20 protein-coding genes are annotated in these 17,940 nt (G+C 59.0%); 18 read left to right on the forward strand and 2 right to left on the reverse strand.

Annotated elements, in window-relative coordinates; genetic code table 11:
* Window positions 1-305 precede the first annotated feature (305 nt).
* Genes ACWGXE_RS12760 through ACWGXE_RS12775 form a run of 4 tightly spaced genes read left to right on the forward strand, consistent with a single transcriptional unit; the run spans window position 306 to window position 2,838 of the window.
* Complete coding sequence (locus ACWGXE_RS12760; RefSeq protein ID WP_447598143.1) at window positions 306-623, forward strand: hypothetical protein; 318 nt, start codon at window positions 306-308, stop codon at window positions 621-623.
* Window positions 624-632: 9 nt separating this feature from the next.
* Window positions 633-1,958 (forward strand): erythromycin esterase family protein, encoded by a 1,326-nt coding sequence (locus ACWGXE_RS12765; protein ID WP_447598144.1) that lies wholly within the window; start codon window positions 633-635, stop codon window positions 1,956-1,958.
* A 13-nt stretch (window positions 1,959-1,971) separates the two neighbouring features.
* Window positions 1,972-2,160: a hypothetical protein gene (locus tag ACWGXE_RS12770; protein ID WP_447598145.1), complete on the forward strand. Its 189-nt coding sequence runs from the start codon at window positions 1,972-1,974 to the stop codon at window positions 2,158-2,160.
* A gap of 30 nt (window positions 2,161-2,190) precedes the next feature.
* Window positions 2,191-2,838: a superoxide dismutase gene (locus ACWGXE_RS12775; RefSeq protein ID WP_447598146.1), complete on the forward strand. Its 648-nt coding sequence runs from the start codon at window positions 2,191-2,193 to the stop codon at window positions 2,836-2,838.
* Between the two features lie 184 nt (window positions 2,839-3,022).
* On the opposite strand, the gene ACWGXE_RS12780 is transcribed toward ACWGXE_RS12775, so the two are convergent.
* Entirely contained in the window at window positions 3,023-3,763 is a 741-nt protein-coding gene (locus ACWGXE_RS12780) for an endonuclease/exonuclease/phosphatase family protein (protein WP_447598147.1), read from the reverse strand.
* Window positions 3,706-5,868: a VTT domain-containing protein gene (locus tag ACWGXE_RS12785; RefSeq protein ID WP_447598148.1), complete on the reverse strand. Its 2,163-nt coding sequence runs from the start codon at window positions 5,866-5,868 to the stop codon at window positions 3,706-3,708. Before ACWGXE_RS12785 ends, ACWGXE_RS12780 begins: the two co-directional genes overlap by 58 nt.
* Before the next feature lie 320 nt (window positions 5,869-6,188).
* Here ACWGXE_RS12785 and ACWGXE_RS12790 point away from each other — a divergent pair, with 320 nt between their 5' ends.
* From ACWGXE_RS12790 to ACWGXE_RS12855, 14 genes are all read left to right on the forward strand, one after another.
* Entirely contained in the window at window positions 6,189-6,560 is a 372-nt protein-coding gene (locus tag ACWGXE_RS12790; RefSeq protein WP_447598149.1) for a hypothetical protein, read from the forward strand.
* Window positions 6,561-6,571: 11 nt separating this feature from the next.
* Window positions 6,572-7,621, forward strand: coding sequence for an MBL fold metallo-hydrolase (locus tag ACWGXE_RS12795; protein ID WP_447598150.1), 1,050 nt, complete (start codon window positions 6,572-6,574; stop codon window positions 7,619-7,621).
* Between the two features lie 67 nt (window positions 7,622-7,688).
* On the forward strand, window positions 7,689-8,546 hold the full coding sequence (locus tag ACWGXE_RS12800) for an SDR family oxidoreductase (RefSeq protein ID WP_447598151.1): 858 nt from the start codon (window positions 7,689-7,691) through the stop codon (window positions 8,544-8,546).
* Window positions 8,547-8,599: 53 nt separating this feature from the next.
* Window positions 8,600-9,214, forward strand: coding sequence for a hemerythrin domain-containing protein (locus ACWGXE_RS12805; RefSeq protein ID WP_447598152.1), 615 nt, complete (start codon window positions 8,600-8,602; stop codon window positions 9,212-9,214).
* A gap of 54 nt (window positions 9,215-9,268) precedes the next feature.
* Entirely contained in the window at window positions 9,269-9,610 is a 342-nt protein-coding gene (locus ACWGXE_RS12810; protein ID WP_447598153.1) for a hypothetical protein, read from the forward strand.
* Window positions 9,611-9,735: 125 nt separating this feature from the next.
* Window positions 9,736-10,884: a baeRF3 domain-containing protein gene (locus tag ACWGXE_RS12815; protein ID WP_447598154.1), complete on the forward strand. Its 1,149-nt coding sequence runs from the start codon at window positions 9,736-9,738 to the stop codon at window positions 10,882-10,884.
* A 9-nt stretch (window positions 10,885-10,893) separates the two neighbouring features.
* A complete protein-coding gene (locus tag ACWGXE_RS12820; RefSeq protein WP_447598155.1) occupies window positions 10,894-11,457 on the forward strand; it encodes an HPF/RaiA family ribosome-associated protein in 564 nt (187 codons plus the stop codon).
* A gap of 219 nt (window positions 11,458-11,676) precedes the next feature.
* Window positions 11,677-12,882 (forward strand): hypothetical protein, encoded by a 1,206-nt coding sequence (locus ACWGXE_RS12825; RefSeq protein ID WP_447598156.1) that lies wholly within the window; start codon window positions 11,677-11,679, stop codon window positions 12,880-12,882.
* Window positions 12,883-13,220: 338 nt separating this feature from the next.
* Complete coding sequence (locus tag ACWGXE_RS12830) at window positions 13,221-14,156, forward strand: radical SAM/SPASM domain-containing protein (protein ID WP_447603731.1); 936 nt, start codon at window positions 13,221-13,223, stop codon at window positions 14,154-14,156.
* The gene (locus ACWGXE_RS12835; protein ID WP_447598157.1) at window positions 14,156-14,446 is read left to right on the forward strand and encodes a hypothetical protein; all 291 of its coding nucleotides are present in this window, start codon (window positions 14,156-14,158) and stop codon (window positions 14,444-14,446) included. The genes ACWGXE_RS12830 and ACWGXE_RS12835 overlap by 1 nt, the downstream gene beginning before the upstream one ends.
* Before the next feature lie 66 nt (window positions 14,447-14,512).
* Window positions 14,513-15,316 (forward strand): SRPBCC family protein, encoded by an 804-nt coding sequence (locus ACWGXE_RS12840; RefSeq protein ID WP_447598158.1) that lies wholly within the window; start codon window positions 14,513-14,515, stop codon window positions 15,314-15,316.
* Between the two features lie 99 nt (window positions 15,317-15,415).
* Window positions 15,416-15,823: a TraR/DksA family transcriptional regulator gene (locus ACWGXE_RS12845; protein ID WP_447598159.1), complete on the forward strand. Its 408-nt coding sequence runs from the start codon at window positions 15,416-15,418 to the stop codon at window positions 15,821-15,823.
* Between the two features lie 86 nt (window positions 15,824-15,909).
* Entirely contained in the window at window positions 15,910-17,385 is a 1,476-nt protein-coding gene (locus ACWGXE_RS12850; RefSeq protein ID WP_447598160.1) for a RecQ family ATP-dependent DNA helicase, read from the forward strand.
* Window positions 17,386-17,428: 43 nt separating this feature from the next.
* Complete coding sequence (locus ACWGXE_RS12855) at window positions 17,429-17,938, forward strand: DUF2231 domain-containing protein (protein WP_447598161.1); 510 nt, start codon at window positions 17,429-17,431, stop codon at window positions 17,936-17,938.
* Window positions 17,939-17,940 lie beyond the last annotated feature (2 nt).

Here is a 17,940-nt window from a genome sequence, read left to right on the forward strand (position 1 = left end):
CATGGAGGAGAGAGAAGGGTATCGAATATGAACAGATCGAGAGGGGCCGTCACCGACGACCGGCGGAGTCGGCTCATCACATTGTGTGTCATCCCTTTTGTGGTGCTTCTTTCTCTTCCCTGCACGGGAACGACGGACCCGGTGCCGGCTCCACAACCGGGACCCGGACCGACGGATCCGGTTCCGAAACCAACCGAACCGAAACCTGTGCCGCCGATTCCCAGCCCAGCTCCGCCGGCCCCGGCCCCTGCGCCCGTCCCAAGCCCGATTCCACCGCCGTGACCTAGGCCGCGGAGGATGAATGCATGGAAAGGGAGATGATGCGCACCCCCGAACCGACCTACGCGGAATTGCTACGGATGGGATGGGCGATGTTTTGGCGCGGGGTCGGAAGTTTTATCGTCCTCCTGTTCAGTATGAATGTGCTCATTTTGTTCCTTATGCCGGAATTGACCCGGACGGAACCGTCGTTCTGGGTTGCGGTGCTCCCGCTGGCGATGGTGACCGTCTTATGCACGTTTGTGATCATGCCGTATGTCGCTCGCAAGCTGGTCCGGACACCGTTTCGCGGATTTCATGTGCAGTTCGTGCGCGATGAACCGGCGAACCAAACCGTGGGGTGACCTTTGCGCATGAGCCCACAGGCGGCGGAAGTTCTCGAATCGCTCCACCCCTTATCCGAGTCTCCCGCGGACTTAGACGGCCTGCTGGATTGCATCGGGCAAGCGCGGATCGCGTTGATCGGCGAGGCTTCGCACGGCACGCAGGAATTCTATCGATACCGGGCGATGCTGACCAAGCGCTTGATCACCGAAAAAGGGTTCACCGCCGTGGCCGTGGAAGCGGATTGGCCGGACGCCCACCGGGTTCATCGCTATGTCACGGGACAGAGCCGTGACGTGACGGGGCTCGACGCCATGAGGGACTTTACTCGCTTTCCCTTGTGGATGTGGCGCAATACCGAAGTGCTGGGCTTTGTTGGGTGGCTGCATGCCCATAATGCGGCGCTTCCTCGCGACCAGGCTCCGGTCGGGTTCTATGGCTTGGACCTCTATAGTCTTCATGCCTCCATTCAGGCCGTACTGTCCTTCTTGGACATGGCCGATCCCGCGGCGGCCAAGCGGGCACGCGAACGCTATTCCTGCTTCGACCATTTCGGACGAGAATCGGATGACGGCTCGGCCGCGGTCGGCCTCGGCCTCTCTGCCGGATGCGAAGAGGAGGCCGTTTCCCAGCTGGTCGAATTACGCCGCCTGGCCGCTCGCTCCCCGGCTGCTGATCATGCCCCTGCGCGCGAGGAGATATTCTTCGCGGAGCAGAACGCGAGGCTGATCAAGAACGCCGAGCAGTATTACCGCACCATGTTTCACGCCGTATCCTCGTGGAACGTTCGAGACCGCCACATGGCGGAGACCCTCGAATCGCTGTTGCCCTATCTGTCCCGGCAGCACCAGCAGCCAAAGATTGTGGTCTGGGAACATAACTCCCATCTCGGAGACGCGCGAGCGACCCAGATGGGCGACGCCGGAGAAGTCAACGTGGGCCAGTTGGTCCGCGAACGACACGGGAGCGATGCGCGCCTCATTGGTTTCACGACTTATACCGGCACGGTGACGGCCGCGTCCGATTGGAACGGCGAGACCGAACGAAAGTCCGTACGGCCGGCGCTTCCGGACAGCTATGAAGCTCTGTTCCACGAATCCGGAGTTCCTTCGTTCTTCCTCACCTGGGACAATGACCGGACCGCCGACATTCTGCGGGACCGACGGCTTGAGCGTGCGATCGGAGTCGTGTATCGTCCGGAGAGCGAACGAATCAGCCACTATTTCTATGCGAGTCTGCCGGAGCAATTTGATGCCGTTATCCACCTGGACCGAACGACCGCCGTGACTCCCCTGGATCGGCCGGCGGGCTGGATCGGCGCCGACGTGCCGGAGACATATCCGAGCGGCCTCTAAGGCGGGCATAGCCATGAGCCCACGAATCGTTCCGACAACCAGGCGAGGGGCTGTAAGAACGAAGTCCGGCTCCAAGCAGAAGAACCGGCAACAAAGAGATGTCGTGAATTTGGTTGAGCAAGAAACGGAAGAAGCGAATCGGACGATCGCCGCCCCTTCTGAACGGCGCAAGGTCGTCCGAAGTCGTCCCTGTGTCGAATAAGAACCCTTTCACGTGACGAAGGAGACACCCATGTATTCCACGACCAGCATCCCCCCGTATCGGGTCCAGTCGTATGATCTACACGGTTTGACCGGCATCTCGGACAAGACCATGCAGACGCATTTCAAGTTGTATGAGGGGTATGTGAAGGAAACTAACAATCTGACCGATCACATCAAGGAGTTCTTAAAGGATGGCAAAGTGGATCAGGAAGAACTGCCCGCCTATTCCGAACTCAAACGAAGGCTCGGCTTCGAATATAACGGCATGGTGCTTCACGAATACTATTTCGAAAATCTGAAATCAGGCGGCTCCGGCGATCCGGTCGCGACCGGCTTGTTCCGAAAGGCGACCGAGCAGAGCTTCGGCTCATTTGAAACATGGAAAGTCGATTTCGTCGGCGTGGGGAAAATGCGGGGAGTCGGATGGGCCATCTGCTATTTGAATCCCAGCAACGGCCGCATCAGCAACCACTGGATTACCTTGCACGAAATCGGGAATGTCGCCGGCTTCATCCCCGTTCTCGTCATGGATGCATGGGAGCATGCCTTTATCCTCGACTACAAACCCTCGGAGCGAGGCGCCTATATCGACGCCTTTTTCTCGAACATCGATTGGAAGGCCGTGGACGAGCGGTTGACGCTCAGCAGGGCCCCTGCGACCCCGGCGGCGGTGTGACAATGAAGAAATGAGGAGTGATTAATGAGGAATGAGGGATGAATGATCCAGAATCGTTCATTCCTCATTATCAATGTTCCCGTCAGCATTCCTAGTTTCTCATTCCTCATTTCCCATTCCTCACTTCTCGTTTTTTATTTTTACTTTTCCATTCCTCATTCCTAATCCCTCATTTCCCATTTCGCTACCATTCGATCGTGGCTCTGAGCGGGAGATGATCGGAGGCCTTGAGCGAGAGCGCGGTCTTGTGCACATACATCTGCATGACGGTGGCGGCCGGCCGCACCCAAATGCGGTCCAGCGCAAACACGGGAAACGACGAAGGGAACGTCCGCAACGCCGGCGTGTGGCCGAAGATCGCCTTGATCCAGCGCAGGGGCCGGCCCCACAGAAACCACTCGTTTAAATCCCCCATCAGCACACAATGTTTCGTGCCGAAATGAGTGAGCAGATGCTCGACCTGCGCGCGCCGCTCCGACGGTTTCAGGCCTAAATGGGCGGCGATTACTTGCAACCGTTCTCGCTCGCAAAGAATATCGACATCGATCGCGCCCCGTGGTTCACGGCGCGGCTGGCTCAAGTCGATCAGCCGTACTTTCTCAGGCTCGCATCTCGTCAAAATGGCATTCCCGCGATGGCCCTTGCGTTCGAGCAGCGTGGGCCCCGCGATCGGCGTGAGTTTCACCTCCTCCGCCAACCGGTGCAGCAGTTCAAGCCCATGTTGCTCCGGTGTATCGACTTCCTGTAACGCTATTATATCTGCATCCAATTCACGCAGGACGCCGGCGATTCTTCCCGGATCATACCGCCCATCCGTGCCGATACAGCGATGAATATTGTACGTCGCCAGGGTCAACCGCATGAGAATCAATTCCCCGCGGGCTTGTCGTCGGAATGTTTCCGCAGCCAGCGACGCAGCATCCACACGCCGCCCACGATGATGATCGCGGAACCAGCCAGCAGCGCATAGCTACCGGGCCCCGGATGCTTCACCGTGCTCGTGATCTGGTCGATAAAAATAGACAAGGCGATGAGCCCCGGGAGCTCGCCGATCACCGTGCCGATTACAAAATCTCTCGCGCGGATATGGGTGGCGCCCGCAATCATATTCACGATGCTGAACGGAGCGACCGGCAGGACGCGGACCGTCACGACCGCCAGGATGCCCTTCTCCGCCAAGCGGCGGCTCAATCGGTGAAGGCGCCGGGACCAGCGTTCGACGATCTGCCGCCCGAGCAGTCGTCCGATCCCAAAAGTCAGGATCGCGCTCAACGTCATGCCGGCGAACGAGTACAGGAATCCATAGATCGGTCCGAAAGCGAGCACCGTGACGGTGATCAGTACTGTAACCGGGGCGACGAACAGTCCCCCGATCAGGAAACCGGCGATGGTGACAAAAGGAGCGGAGGGGCTCTCCGCAACCGTCTCCACGTACGAGAGGAGCCGCGGCACGTCCAACCATTCCGCCAGCGGCGACCACCGCCAGGCCGCCGCCAAAGCCACGACCGCCAGGAGAACGACGGCGCCGGTCACGATTTGGCGATGGGTACCGGAGCGTTGCTCATCCGGCACCAGATTCGTCTCGTAGGGATGCGACGGGTCCACAAAATCCGCATCCGGCACCAGTTCATCCACATCCGGCGGGATTTGGCCGTCGAATGGGTCAAGGGTGCGTTTCCCGCCGCGTAGGGATTCGATGGCCGCGATCAGCGACGGGTGCGAGGCGACGGCGCGTCCCACTTCCTCCACTGGGACATCGAGATGCTCGGCCAACAGTCCGTTTCGAAAGTCTTCGATCCGGCTCTGACGGCCGGGATTCCCCTCCGAGGACAGAGCCAGATCGCATTCCGAGTCGAATCCCATCGAACGATTGCTCAGATTGGCGGATCCGATCCGGACATAATCGAGGTCGATGACGCAGACTTTACTATGCATGCTGATGCACTGACCCTTCAAATCGGGAACCTGCGGGTAGTACAACCCCAGCCTGCCGAATCGATCCGCCGCCCGCAGGCGCTTCAACACCCGCCCGCGCAGAACGTCCATCGTGTGCTGCTCCAACCAGCCGTCGCTATTGGGATGGAGAATCATTACGACATCCGGTCCTTCCGGCTCCTGGAGCCGCGCAACCAATACCGCAGCCAGGATCTTCGAGGTGAAATATTGTGTCTCGATATAAATGCACCGGCGGGCCGTCTTGAGCAGATCCACGAGCAGAGTCTCGACTTCCCTGACCTCCGGCCTGCCTTCCCATTCGGGATATGTCCGCGCGATGGCGATGTCTACATCCTCCACCGCCGGAACCAATGAAGCGGGCCAAGGATCACGCGACAGGGCGGCGGGCGCCGGGGCGAGGGACCGCCCGCCGGCGGCTTTCCACCGCTCGCGGGCCAACCGGCCCAAGGCAGACGCTGCCGCTCCGTCTACGGCCATTTGCACGTCATGGAACGGCCGGCAGGGCGCGCCATCCGTCGAGAGTATCCGCGCCGGATGACCCGCGCGATGGGCGGACGTATCCCACCGGCATTGAGCAAAATCCAGTCCGCCGACAAACGCGACCGCGTCGTCGATGACCACGATCTTTTGGTGATGCGATGCGCCGACAGGATGCGTGCCGTCCTTGCGAAAATGAAGGCGCCTCTGATCGAGCAGATTGACGGGCAGCCACCATTGCCGCTCTCGGAAGTAAATGACATGGAAATCCCACGTGCACACATAGATCCGGAGCTGTTTTTGCTTGGCAAGCAGAGCGGAAAGGAAACGGCCCAATTGATCCGGAAATCCGTCCGGCTCCCGATCGATCAACGTGCGGATTCTGCTGTCGAAGTCCCACCCGAGAATAAAGATGGAATGCCGGGCTTGGATGGCGGCTTCACGAAAAGCGCGGAAGTACACGTCGCCGTCGACGAGAAACGCCGCCCGATTGGCACGCTCCACCCGCCAGCAATTGCGCCCCGGCTGAAATAAGGAATGGATTGCGGGTTTTTCCTCCACGTCCACGGAGGGCTTTGTGCTCTCAGGAGATCCCATGCATACTCCGTCAGTGTCGGGAGCGGTGCAAATAAAATGCCTTTCACCGAAGATGGTTCGTTGGCGGTCGGACTCTACTCCTTTCCATTGCCCCGACCGGATGCTTTGTCCTGAGACAAGACATGGTGTCTTCAATCATTCTGGATTCCTTTCGCTGCTTCTTAAAGCGGCACGTGTGGTCCATCCATTTTTACGCCCAGCCGCGAGTTTCCTTCGCCTATCTCCGCCGGTAAGACGATTTCTATCATGCAGGGTGGGGCCTGCCTTTTGCAAAAGCTTCCCCGTCGATGTCATCTCCATCTCTCATCAAGGAGGTTCACATGAAGACAGTACAGGTGTTCACGGTGGCTCTCGTAGCAGGAGGGCTGCTTGCTTTTACGGGGCTACCTTCACAGGCGCAACATTCGAGCGGCGGGACTTCGCCAAGTGTAACTGAAGGCAAAGGAACAGGATCAAGCGGGTCAGGCTCATCTGGCATGTCGCAGGGCCAGCATGAATCCTCCGGCAAAGTGAGCCCGGGCGACCGCATGGAAGGATCGGGCAGCCAAGGGCAATCACGAAGCGGGTCCGGCAGCTCCAGCGGCGGCTCCGGTTCATCCGGTTCCAGTTCAGGCATGGGATCGGGATCAAGTTCCGGAATGGGCTCCGGTGGCAGCGGGGGGACGGGATCGGGCGGCGGAGGCGGCAGGTAGTCCAGGATTACATGCCGGGGCAGGAGCCGAATATCGCTCCTGCCTTACGGTTCCAAGCCGGCACGATGGGTCACGAGCCGATCCTACAACGTCGAATGCTCCTTCAATTAGGGGGCCTGGCCGTCATGGCGGGGCTGATGAAAGGCTGTACGGGATTAATGGATGCTCCAAAAGGACAATCAGTGGACACCTATTCGGGGCTTCCGCAGGTCCAGCTTGCTCCGTTGGATGGCCAGGTAGATGTCACACAAGGCTCCCTTTATTTCATCGGCACGGCAACCGTGCTCATTCGCTATGCGGGCTTCACTATCCTGACGGATCCGAATTTCCTGCATCAAGGCGAGTATGTGAGGTTAGGGTATGGTCTCCGGTCAAAGCGCCTCACGAATCCTGCGATCCCCTTCGAGGCGTTGCCTCCATACGACCTGGTGTTGCTTTCGCACCTCCATGAGGACCACTTCGATCGCCGAGTTGAAACCCTGCTCAACCGAAGCACCACGATTGTTTCCACTCAGCACGCCGCGTCATCGCTGGCGGAGAAGGGCTTCCGGCGCAGTATGGGGCTTACAACCTGGCAGGACGTCGCATTTTCACGCGGTGGGATAACTCTTCGAATTACGAGCATGCCGGGTCGCCACGGTCCAGCGCTCGTGTCGGCTCTTCTGCCTCCGGTCATGGGCAGCATGTTGGAATTCATACAATCAGATCACATCCTACTTCGCCTCTATATTTCGGGCGATACGCTGATGATCGACGAACTGAAAGAAATCCGGAAGCGCTATGCGCATCTCGATCAAGCGATTCTGCATCTTGGAGGAACACGGATACTTGGCATCCTCGTGACCATGGATGGTGAACAGGGTGTCGAGCTTCTGAAACTGCTGGAACCAAAGATTGCCGTCCCGATTCACTACAATGACTACACCGTCTTCAAATCGCCTCTGTCGGATTTTCAGAAAGAAGTGAAGAGGGCCGGGCTGGAGGGCCGCATACGATATCTGCAGCATGGCGAGACTTATAAGTTCGATGTCCCCGTGCCGTCCGACAGGCCGATGAAATAACGCCTCAGTCTCACGACACCCGGCATTGCCCATGCACGGGTCTTAATCCCTGAAGGAGCGAACGACTATGGCAGAAGGATCCAAGCAACCGCCGCAGCAACAGGAGCGCCGTCCGGGCCTGGAATCGGAAATGACGCCTCGTCCGAAGACGGAAGATCGCAAGCACCACGGAACCGGCAAACTGCGGGGGAAGGTCGCCTTGATCACCGGCGGCGACAGCGGCATCGGTCGTGCCGTGGCCGTGGCCTTCGCCCGGGAGGGAAGCGATGTGGCGGTGGTGTATTTGAATGAGCATAAAGACGCGGAAGAGACCGCGCGGCTTGTGGAACAGGAAGGCCGCCGTTGTCTCACGATCGCAGGCGATGTCGGGACATTCAGGTTCTGCCGTGAGAGCGTGGACCGAACGCTTCGTGAATTCGGCCGGTTGGATATTCTGGTGAACAACGCCGCGGAACAGCATCCACAGGAGAGTATCATCGACATTTCACCTGAACAGCTGGAGCGCACGTTCCGGACGAACATCTTTTCGTTCTTTTACATGGCGCAGGCCGCCCTACCCCATCTGAGGGAAGGTAGCGCGATTCTCAACACAACCTCGGTGACCGCCTACAAAGGCAGCGCGCACCTGCTCGATTATTCCTCAACGAAGGGCGCGATCGTCTCCTTCACCCGCTCCCTGTCCCAGGCGCTGGCCGAAAAGCACATCAGGGTCAACGCCGTCGCTCCCGGCCCAATCTGGACGCCTCTCATTCCCTCCACCTTCCCCCCCGAGAAGGTGGAAAAGTTCGGATCCGATGTGCCGCTGAAACGAGCCGGCCAACCGGAAGAGGTCGCCCCGAGTTACGTTTTTCTCGCGAGCGACGATGGGTCATACATGACCGGGCAGGTGCTCCATCCCAACGGCGGGACCGTCGTCAACGGTTAGCCGGCATGGGGGTTCTATGAAATCATTAACCAACGAAAAACAAGGAGGTTCCTATGCCGAGACGGACACAAAGCGCGGCAGCTTCTAAGACAAGCTCCGGCAAACAGCGGGCGGCGGACGCCCTACAAATGTTGAAACAAGACCATGACAAAGTAGCAGAGCTGTTCGAGCGGTTCACCGAAGGGACTTCCACCGATAAGCAGCAGGTCGCGTCCCAGATATTCAAGGAGTTGGAGATCCACAGCACATTAGAAGAGGAAATATTCTACCCGGCATTGCAGAACCAAGGAGATCCGGATGAATTGGCGGTCCTCGAACACGGCGATGAGGAACTTGACGGAGAAGAGATCCTCGGCCGTGACGAATCCGACGAGGACGATGATGAGGACGAGGAAGAGGCCGCCTCGGATATGGATGAAGACGTCATTACCTCGGCCTATGAAGACCACCAGGCGGTCAAGGAACTGATCCACCGCCTGAAGGGTTTGGATTCCGGCTCATCGGATTTCCAACAAGGCATGATCGAGCTCCGCGAGATGGTGATCGATCATGTCGCTGAAGAAGAAGATGTGCTCTATACCGAAGCCAAGCTGAAGCTCGACATCAATAAACTCGGCGTGCAAATGCAGGAGCGCAAACAAGAACTCATGTCGCCGACCGCAAGCTAAATAGAAAGGATTGCCCGCATGAGAGACGAGTTACAGAGACGCAGGAGTGCGAGAGTGATAAGCGCGTGCATCATCGCGTTGGGCGCGCTTGGATTGGGATACACCACGCCCGTCTTCAGTTATGACCCGACTCAATCGACGGGAACCGGTACGGTTCAAGGAGAGGATGCGTCCATGTCTACCAAACGCGGCGGGAATACCGGCCCGACGACGGGTCGGAATGAACACAGCGGTTCCGGTACAGGCGCCGTGAGAGATGCCGCGCGCTCTGAACCGGAGCAGGATCGGAGCAAAGGCCCCAGCCAGTTGGGATCCGACTCCAGCCATGAAGCCAGTCAGCAAGAAGGAAGCGGCGACGAGGGTCGAGGCCAGGCCGGTGTGCGAACGAACAAGTAAGGCAGCCGCAACCGGACACAGCATGTGCCGACCGAGGTGATCGGCTTCACTCATGCCGATGGCGCTTCGGTCGGCCGTGTTCCGGATCAGGGTCATCGGGTAACGCGACGAGCAATTGGGAGTCAATGATGCCGACACTGTCTCATGAAGACCTCAAGTCTGTCATAGCTGCGGGACAAGCGCCCGCCGTCTCCATTTTTTTGCCGACCCACCGCGCCGGCCCTGAGATTCAACAAGATTCCATCAGGCTGAAGAATCTCGTGAAGCAAGCCGAACGCCAACTGCTCGCCGAAGGAAGCCGGGGAGCCGATGCGCGAGAGTTGCTGGCTCCCGTCACGGAACTGCTTGATGATACCGCATTCTGGCGACATCAAGGCGACGGACTCGCTATCTTTCGCTCTGAAGATCTCTTTCGAGTCTACCGCCTCCCTATGAACGTCCAAGAGTTTGTCGCGGTCTCGCACCGCTTTTATGTGAAACCTCTGTTGCCGCTGCTGATGAACAACGCGCGCTTCTATGTCCTTGCCCTGAGCCAGAAGGCGGTTCGCCTGTTGGAGTGTACCCGTGAGCAGGACCAAGAAATCGAGTTAGCCGGCGTCCCTCAGGGCATGCACGAAGCACTGCCGATCGGACCGGCTCCGGAATTTCAACGATACACGCTGCCCGTGGGCGGTCCTCAAGGCGGGCGATTGCACGGACATGGAGTCGGAGTGGACGATGCGGACGTCACAAATCTCAGCAGATATTTTTATCGTGTTCATGACGGGCTGAAGAATATCCTCAAAGAGGCCGATGTACCGATGGTGTTGGCCTGCGTCGAGTACCTGGCTCCCATCTTCAAAGAAGTGGCGAATTACCGGCATATTTTAGAGCCGATCATCCCGGGAAATCCGGATGAGATACGGAATGAAGAGCTTCGGCAGAAGGCATGGAAGATCGTAGAGCCGCACGTTCTCCGGGCTCAGGCCGCAGCGGCCGCGCAGTATGAAGAGGGCATCGCGAAAGGACGAGCCGGGAAACACCTCGCCGACATCCTGCCCGCCGCTCACCAGGGACGGATTGCCGCGCTGTTTGTGCCGCTTGGTGTGCGACGATGGGGCCGATTTCACTTCGATAGCCTGACGCTTGAAGAACACGATAAGGAAGAGCCTGGGGACGACGAACTCCTGGATCTGGCGGCCATGCAAACCATGATGCACGATGGGATTGTCTATGGTGTCAAACCGCAAGAAGTACCCGGTGATGGTTCAGCGGCCGCCGTCTATCGCTTTTAAATGGGTGGGATGATGGACCTCCAGATTGAAGGGCGCCATGTCGATGTGACGGCCGAGTTGAGATCCGATATTGAAGCGCGCGTGCAGGACCTGCTCCCAGGGCAAGAGACAACTCATGTCCGCGTCACATTGACCAAGCAGAATCACCGCAAGGCCGACGATTCCTGCGAGGTCCTGATCGTCATGCATATCCCAGGACATACGATCACGGCGAGAAAACACCAGAACACTTTCGAGGAGGCGCTCCGCGACGCATTTGCGGCCATGGAAACCGAATTGGAGACGATCCGCGGCAAACGAGCGTCATATGACATACGAAGCGCCGCCCCACCCCAGCGCGGTATCGTCAAGAGATTATTCGCCGATGAGGGCTATGGGTTTATCGCCATGGACAACGGCCTCGAAGTCTATTTCCACCGCAATGCGGTGCATGACATGGCGTATGAGGATCTCGACGAGGGTATGGAGGTCAGCCTCAATACCGAACCGGGCGAAAAAGGTCTCCAGGCAACGACGGTGAATCCCGTGCCTTCCGTTACCGAATACTATGGCAATAAAGGATCGACCACCTGAGCGGAGTCGCTCGCTGATTCCACTGTGTCTTGTCCGGCCTTTCAGGCAGTTTGTCCACCACAGACACCCTGTCCTCCACCGATATTCCAGCTTTCGGCGTCCCGGCCCTAACGTCTCAATTTCTTAATCGGTTACGCGTCTGTCACGGCGGGTTCGCATTTTGCTAGCGTAGTTTTTTATCAGCTTGATCGTCGACAACCGAATGAAAGGAGCGTTGTTATGCCTGATAAAACAGTCAAGACCATAGTTGTTGCGGCCGCCTGCGGCCTGTCGCTGCTCGGCGGCGTCAATGCCTTTGCCCAAAGTCGGGATGTGGCCGACACGGAGCGGGTCCAATACCGCAATACGGACCTGTCCGGCGGTTTTTACAACGATCGCGACACGACCACCAATTGGTTCTATGACTATTACGATACTCCCACAACCAGCACCGCGGACCGCACGGATGCTGTTTCCAAAGAGCGACTCACCCACCGGCGGGGGGATGACAGCTTCCTGCGCGAGAGAGATCGTCTCTCGGACGCGGCACGACCAGTCAAATCGGTTCAGCGGCGCAGCCTCCAGGACAATGTGTATCGAAACTATTACGACGAATCGTGGTTCTATGAGCCGCGGGACCCGGCCTACGGCATGCCGGCGAGCTCCGCATGGAATGACTCCTTTTCTACGAGCTCTCGCGACGAAGAGTTCATCAGGGGAACCATTCAGGCGGTGAAACAGGTAAGGAATAGGACAAACGGCGGGCAGAACACCGTTGCGCTGGTCAGAATGGCAGACGGTCGTCGCGTGATCGCGGACCTTGGTCCATCACAACGGACCCTGGATTTCGGTCTCACGCAGGATGACAACATCAAAATCTGGGGGCAACGGGAAACTATCGGCCCCTACTCGGTCCTGATGGCACACGACATCCAATCCGGCGCGAACCGGGCCAGACTGGATCGGGTCACCACCGAGCCGAACAGCGATTACCGAATCATTGATGGGCGAGTCGAACAGTTTCGCGACATTAGGGTCCGCAGCAATGGCGGTGAATTGCATCGGACGGCGGCCCTTCGCACGAGCGACGGCCGGTTGGCGATTGTGGATATCGGACCGAGCCCGGCTGAGAACGTCCCGGGCAACGCGGCGCCTGGAGACCGCATGACGGCGAGCGGTCCGGTAGTTCAAGTCGGCAACTATCCCGTCCTCCTTGCCGATCGCCTGGCGATCAATAACAGCATACCGGTAAAGGTTGTGCGGTCGGACGCGGAATATGTCGAGCCTTCCCGGCGGCCGTTTGAAGCGTCACAGGAAGAACGAAGCGCAGCAACCGATCCGACCTGTATCGGCGGTGGCTGCGAGGCAGGATCTGTGAATAGATCCACGCCGAGAAACCCGTTAAGCAACGCGATGGACGGCGATATCGGATCGGAACGCCGATAGGCCGGCACACCACTTCAATGCGTCGGCCAGTTATCGCGCCCTCTCCCCTCTCTGCGAGAGGGCGCGATCAATCCTCGCCGTTCAGACAGATTGTCCTTACCATTAGACAAGACTTCCGATCCGTCTGTTCTTCCCGCGACTGCTACAGACCGGAGACGCCGTTCCTTCCAACAAACCGCGCGGGTGCTCCTTTACTCGAATGACCATCCGCATTGGCCTTACATTTGCACACTGACCGTGTCACCAAAGAGCAACCATCCGGATGCATGGCGATCATGGCAATGATGCCGACTTTCATACAAGTTGAACCGGTGGGGCAATGCAATCTGTCATGCCTCATGTGTCCGGTCGGCGTCAGAACCGATCGACCGCCGGATGGCTCACCGGCCTTCATGACCTTTGAACAATTCGCCTCCCTTCTCGACGCATTCCCCGATCTCAGAGAATTGCATCTCCAAGGGCTGGGAGAGCCGATGATGCATCCGCGCTTTTTCGATATGGTGCAGCATGCCGCGGAGAAAGGCATCGCGGTTACGTGCAACTCAAATCTCACGCTGGTGAACGAAGCTCGCGCGGAGCGCTGCGTGACCAGCGGCCTGAAAGAGCTGCACATCTCGCTCGACGGCGCCACCGCCGAAACCTACGAATCGATCAGGACGGGCGCGCGGTTCGCTCGCGTCCTCGCCAATATTTCCCGCGTGCAGCAAACCCGGCAGCGGTTGAGGAGCGACACTCCCGAACTGATTCTGACGGCCGTGATCATGCGCCGTAATCTGCATGAACTGACCGATCTCGTCAGGCTGGCGCATGACCTGTCGATTCGCTCGCTCTTTGTCCAGCATCTGGGACAAGACTTTACCGAACCCTTGCTCAAACCTGCGTATCAGCCGTTTCGCATGTTCGTTCATCAGGAATCGCTGCTTCGCCACGACCGGCCGGCCATCGACACTGTGTTCGCTTCCGCTCGAACCTTGGCAGAACGCTTGGGCGTCATCCTGCGCCTGCCGCGGCTCGATGCCGTCGAGCCGCCCGAAGGCCGAAGCAGCCGGCGTTGTGATTGGCCGTGGAAGCGGGCCTATATCACCTACCGCGGAGCCGCGGTCCCCTGCTGCATGATCGCAACACCGGACCGCTTCCAATTCGGCAATGTCTTCGATCGCGGTGTTGAGGAGGTTTGGAACGGTCACGAGGCCGAAGAGTTCCGCCGCCGGCTGGATTCCGACCAGCCGCCCGATCTCTGCGCCTCCTGCGCGGTTTATAAAGGAGTCTTCTGATGGCCGACCAGCGGAGCCCCCGCGATCAAGGCACGGGCGGAAAAGACCCGGAGGATTATCCGCAAAACATGGGACCGGTGCCGGTGGGAAAGGCGCCGGTGAAGGCGGAGCAGGACAGCGATGAGGCGACGCTCGGCATCGCCCGTCTATTGACTCCGGTCGAGAAGCGAGAAAGAACCAAGGGCCTGGCCCGAGACGCTGTCGGGCCGGAACAATCACAAGAGCCTGGGAGGCGAGACGGCGGCGCTGAACCGGGAGACAAGGAAGCGGATCGCCGAGATCGAATATAGCGCGCCCTCGCTCAATTAGTCTCATGCCGGCGCCTGTCCGGCGACGGCCCGAAATAGGAGGCAACAATGGCACACATGCGTCGTGGAATTCGTACGTCGTCAATGAGCGGACGGGAACGGTACCGCACGAATACGCAGGACCTGGATTGGCCGGAAGAGCAAGCGGGCTGTCCACACCAAAATGTCGGCGATGTCGAACGCATCGCCTCCGGTTTGATTGGAGGGGGACTGCTGTTACGAAGCATCCTCCGCCCGTCCTGGCTAGCTGGAGGGATCGGCGCGTTAATCGGAGCCGCGCTGGTGCATCGTGCTGTCACGGGCTATTGCGCCGGCTACGGCGCCATGGGCGTCAGCACGAAAGAAGGTGATGATACGTCTTCTATTGGGCGCCGGAAGGTCCACACCGCTCGCGCCGTGAAGGTGGAAGAATCCATCACGATCGACCGGCCGCCCCGAGACCTGTACCGGTTCTGGCGTCAACTGGAGAATCTGCCGAAAGTCATGACTCATGTGCGATCCGTGGAGAGCGTGAACGACCGATTGTCCCACTGGGTCGTGAATACGCTTCCCGGCGCTCCATCGGTCGAGTGGGACGCGGAGATCATCAATGAAGTCGAACCCGAGCGGATCGGCTGGCGGACGCTCCATGGCGCCGCCGTGGATCATGCCGGTTCGGTTGAATTTCAACCCATCGGTGACGGTGCGAGCACGAGAGTGACCGTTACGCTGCAATATGATCCTCCCGCAGGCCCGATCGGGGCAGCATTGGCGACGTGGCTCGGCCAGGATCCGGGTCACACGATCGCCGAGGATCTCCATCGCTTCAAGCACGCGATGGAAACCGAAGCGCGTACGGCGGAGAAGGCGTGAATGAGAAATGATGAATGAGGATTGGGAATGGAATCATGAAGGGGGTTCCGAAATGAGGAGGGAAGAGTCGGGAATGCCGATTTACAGAAAGGGTGATCCATGAATCAAACGATACACGAAGGGCGGACAGAGCGGCTCCGCCAGTTGCTCATCGCCCGGCGACAGGAAATCCAGCATCAGATCGACGAATTGCTGGCCCAACATCGCGCCGATCAAATTCAATTGCGCGAAGAATCGGTCGCGGATGCCGAGGACCTTTCAACCCGGGACAGCGCCAGTCACCAGCAATTGTCCATCCTGGAGGTCCGGAACCAGATGCGGCTTCAGGTCGAGGCGGCTCTGCAGCGGCTGGACGAAGGCACCTACGGGGTCTGCGAGGATTGCCTGACGCCGATCAACGAAGAGCGCCTCAAGGCGATGCCGTTCGCCCGTCGCTGTATCGATTGCCAGCGCCATGCGGAATTGCTGGAGCAGATCGAGAAGAAAGAAGATCGGGAAGATATCTAGCCCCCGCCATGACGCAATCGAACCGAACAAGGGCTACGCCCAAAAACCAAGCCTGGTCCTGGTCGCCTGCCAATGAGCGCAAAGCCATGAAGCAACTCGGGGTCAAGGCGTACCGCCCGGGTCAACGGGCGCTGATTCAAGCCGTCATGGCTGGTCGCGATGCCTTGGGCATTCTGCCGACCGGAGGCGGCAAGTCGCTGTGCTTTCAATTGCCCTCATTGTTCTTGCCCCAGGCGGTGCTCGTCATTTCGCCGCTAATCTCATTGATGCAGGACCAGGGAGCCAAACTGCGCGCCCGCCGGATCGCCGCCGCCACGTTAAACAGCGCCGTCTCCGACGCGGAAGAGGCACAGTCGGTGCGGGCGATCCAAAACGGCGCGCCGGAAATGATCTATGTCACTCCGGAACGGCTCGAGCAACCTGCTTCTCTCGACATGCTGAAACAAAGTGGCGTGTCCCTGATCGTCGTGGATGAAGCGCACTGCATTTCCCAGTGGGGACATGATTTTCGCCCGTCCTATCTGGCGATCCGGGACGCCGTGCGCCGATTGGGCCGCCCGCCGGTGCTCGCCCTCACCGCCACGGCAACCCCCGACGTCATGACCGACATCGTCGTCCAGCTCGGTCTCACCGACCCCCTCATCATCAATCACGGCGTGGACCGCCCGAATTTGATCTTCGAGGTTTATCGAACGGTCAACGAGGAAGAAAAACTGGAGCGGCTCATGGAAATCCTCCGGACAGCACAGGACGGGCCGGGCATTCTCTATGTCGCCACGGTCCGGCAAGCCGAAGAGCTCCACGCGGAATTATTACGGCGAGGCGTCAGGGTGGGGCGCTATCACGGCAGGATGAAGACCGCGGATCGCCGGCAGACCCAAGAGTCGTTTATGCGTGATGAGTATGACATCATCGTGGCGACAAAAGCGTTCGGGCTCGGCATCGATAAGGCCAACCTCCGGTTCGTGGTGCACTATGCCTTTCCCGACTCGCTGGAAACTTACGTGCAGGAAGCGGGTCGCGCCGGTCGGGACGGCAACCCGGCACATGCCATGCTCCTCTACCGGCTGGAAGACCGACGGGTGCAAGCCTTTTTTCTGGGCGGTAAGTATCCAAGCCGAGACGAATGCCTGCGCCTGTACCGCGTATTCTCGGCTCTTGCCGATTCGTCGCCGATTCCAAAGGCGGCCACGATACAATCGCTCCAGATGACCACCGGCATCGGGAGCAGGCGGCTGAAAGTCATCGTCGCGTTATTGGAACGAGCCGGGATTCTCGTACGCGAACAAGGCGGTCTTCGCCCGCAGCGCACGTTTCGCAATGATGAAGACTTGGCGGCCTATCTCCGCGAGTACGATGACCGACAGCGCCGGGACGAAGGCCGGCTTGCCACCATGATGAAGTATGGCCAGACCACGGAATGCCGCGTCCGGTATCTCACCCGTTATTTTTCGCAGGAGACCCGAACGGATTGCGGGCGATGCGATAACTGCCGGAACAACGCCACTGAGCTGACTGTCGACATCCGCGACCTTCACGCCGGCGCGGCCATCGCCGTCTGAGGAGACACATCGGGCCATTTTGATACCCTGAAAGGAGTCACCAATGCCTCACACCACATTCGCGGGACATCCGCTCCATCCTCAGCTCATCACCATGCCGGCGGGCCTATTGCCCTTCAGCCTGGTGTTGGACCTTTTGCATATGAAGACCGGCCGCCAATCGTATGCCGACGCGGCGTACTACACAATGGTCGGCGGGCTCGCCGGAGGGCTGGCCGCAGGCGCAGCGGGAGCCGCGGATTACTTCACGATCCCGCCCGAGGACAAGGCCAAGAAAATAGCCGAGACCCATGCCACGCTTAATATCGGATTGCTGGCGCTCACCGGCTTGAATCTCGCGCTGCGCGGCAGGCGGCGGAAGTCCTGGAGCCTGCCGCTGCTCCTGTCCCTTGTCGGGAACGTTGGGTTGTTCGTTTCAGCCTGGTACGGGGGTCATCTGGTCTATGAATACGGCTTGCGGGTGAAGCCGGCCGGTCCCCCCAGTCATGAGCCGGAGCTGAAACTGCCGGGTGACGAGGGAATCGAACAAGCCATTCAGTCGTTCAGCGAATAGAA

The organism is Nitrospira sp. Nam80, assembly GCF_965152575.1.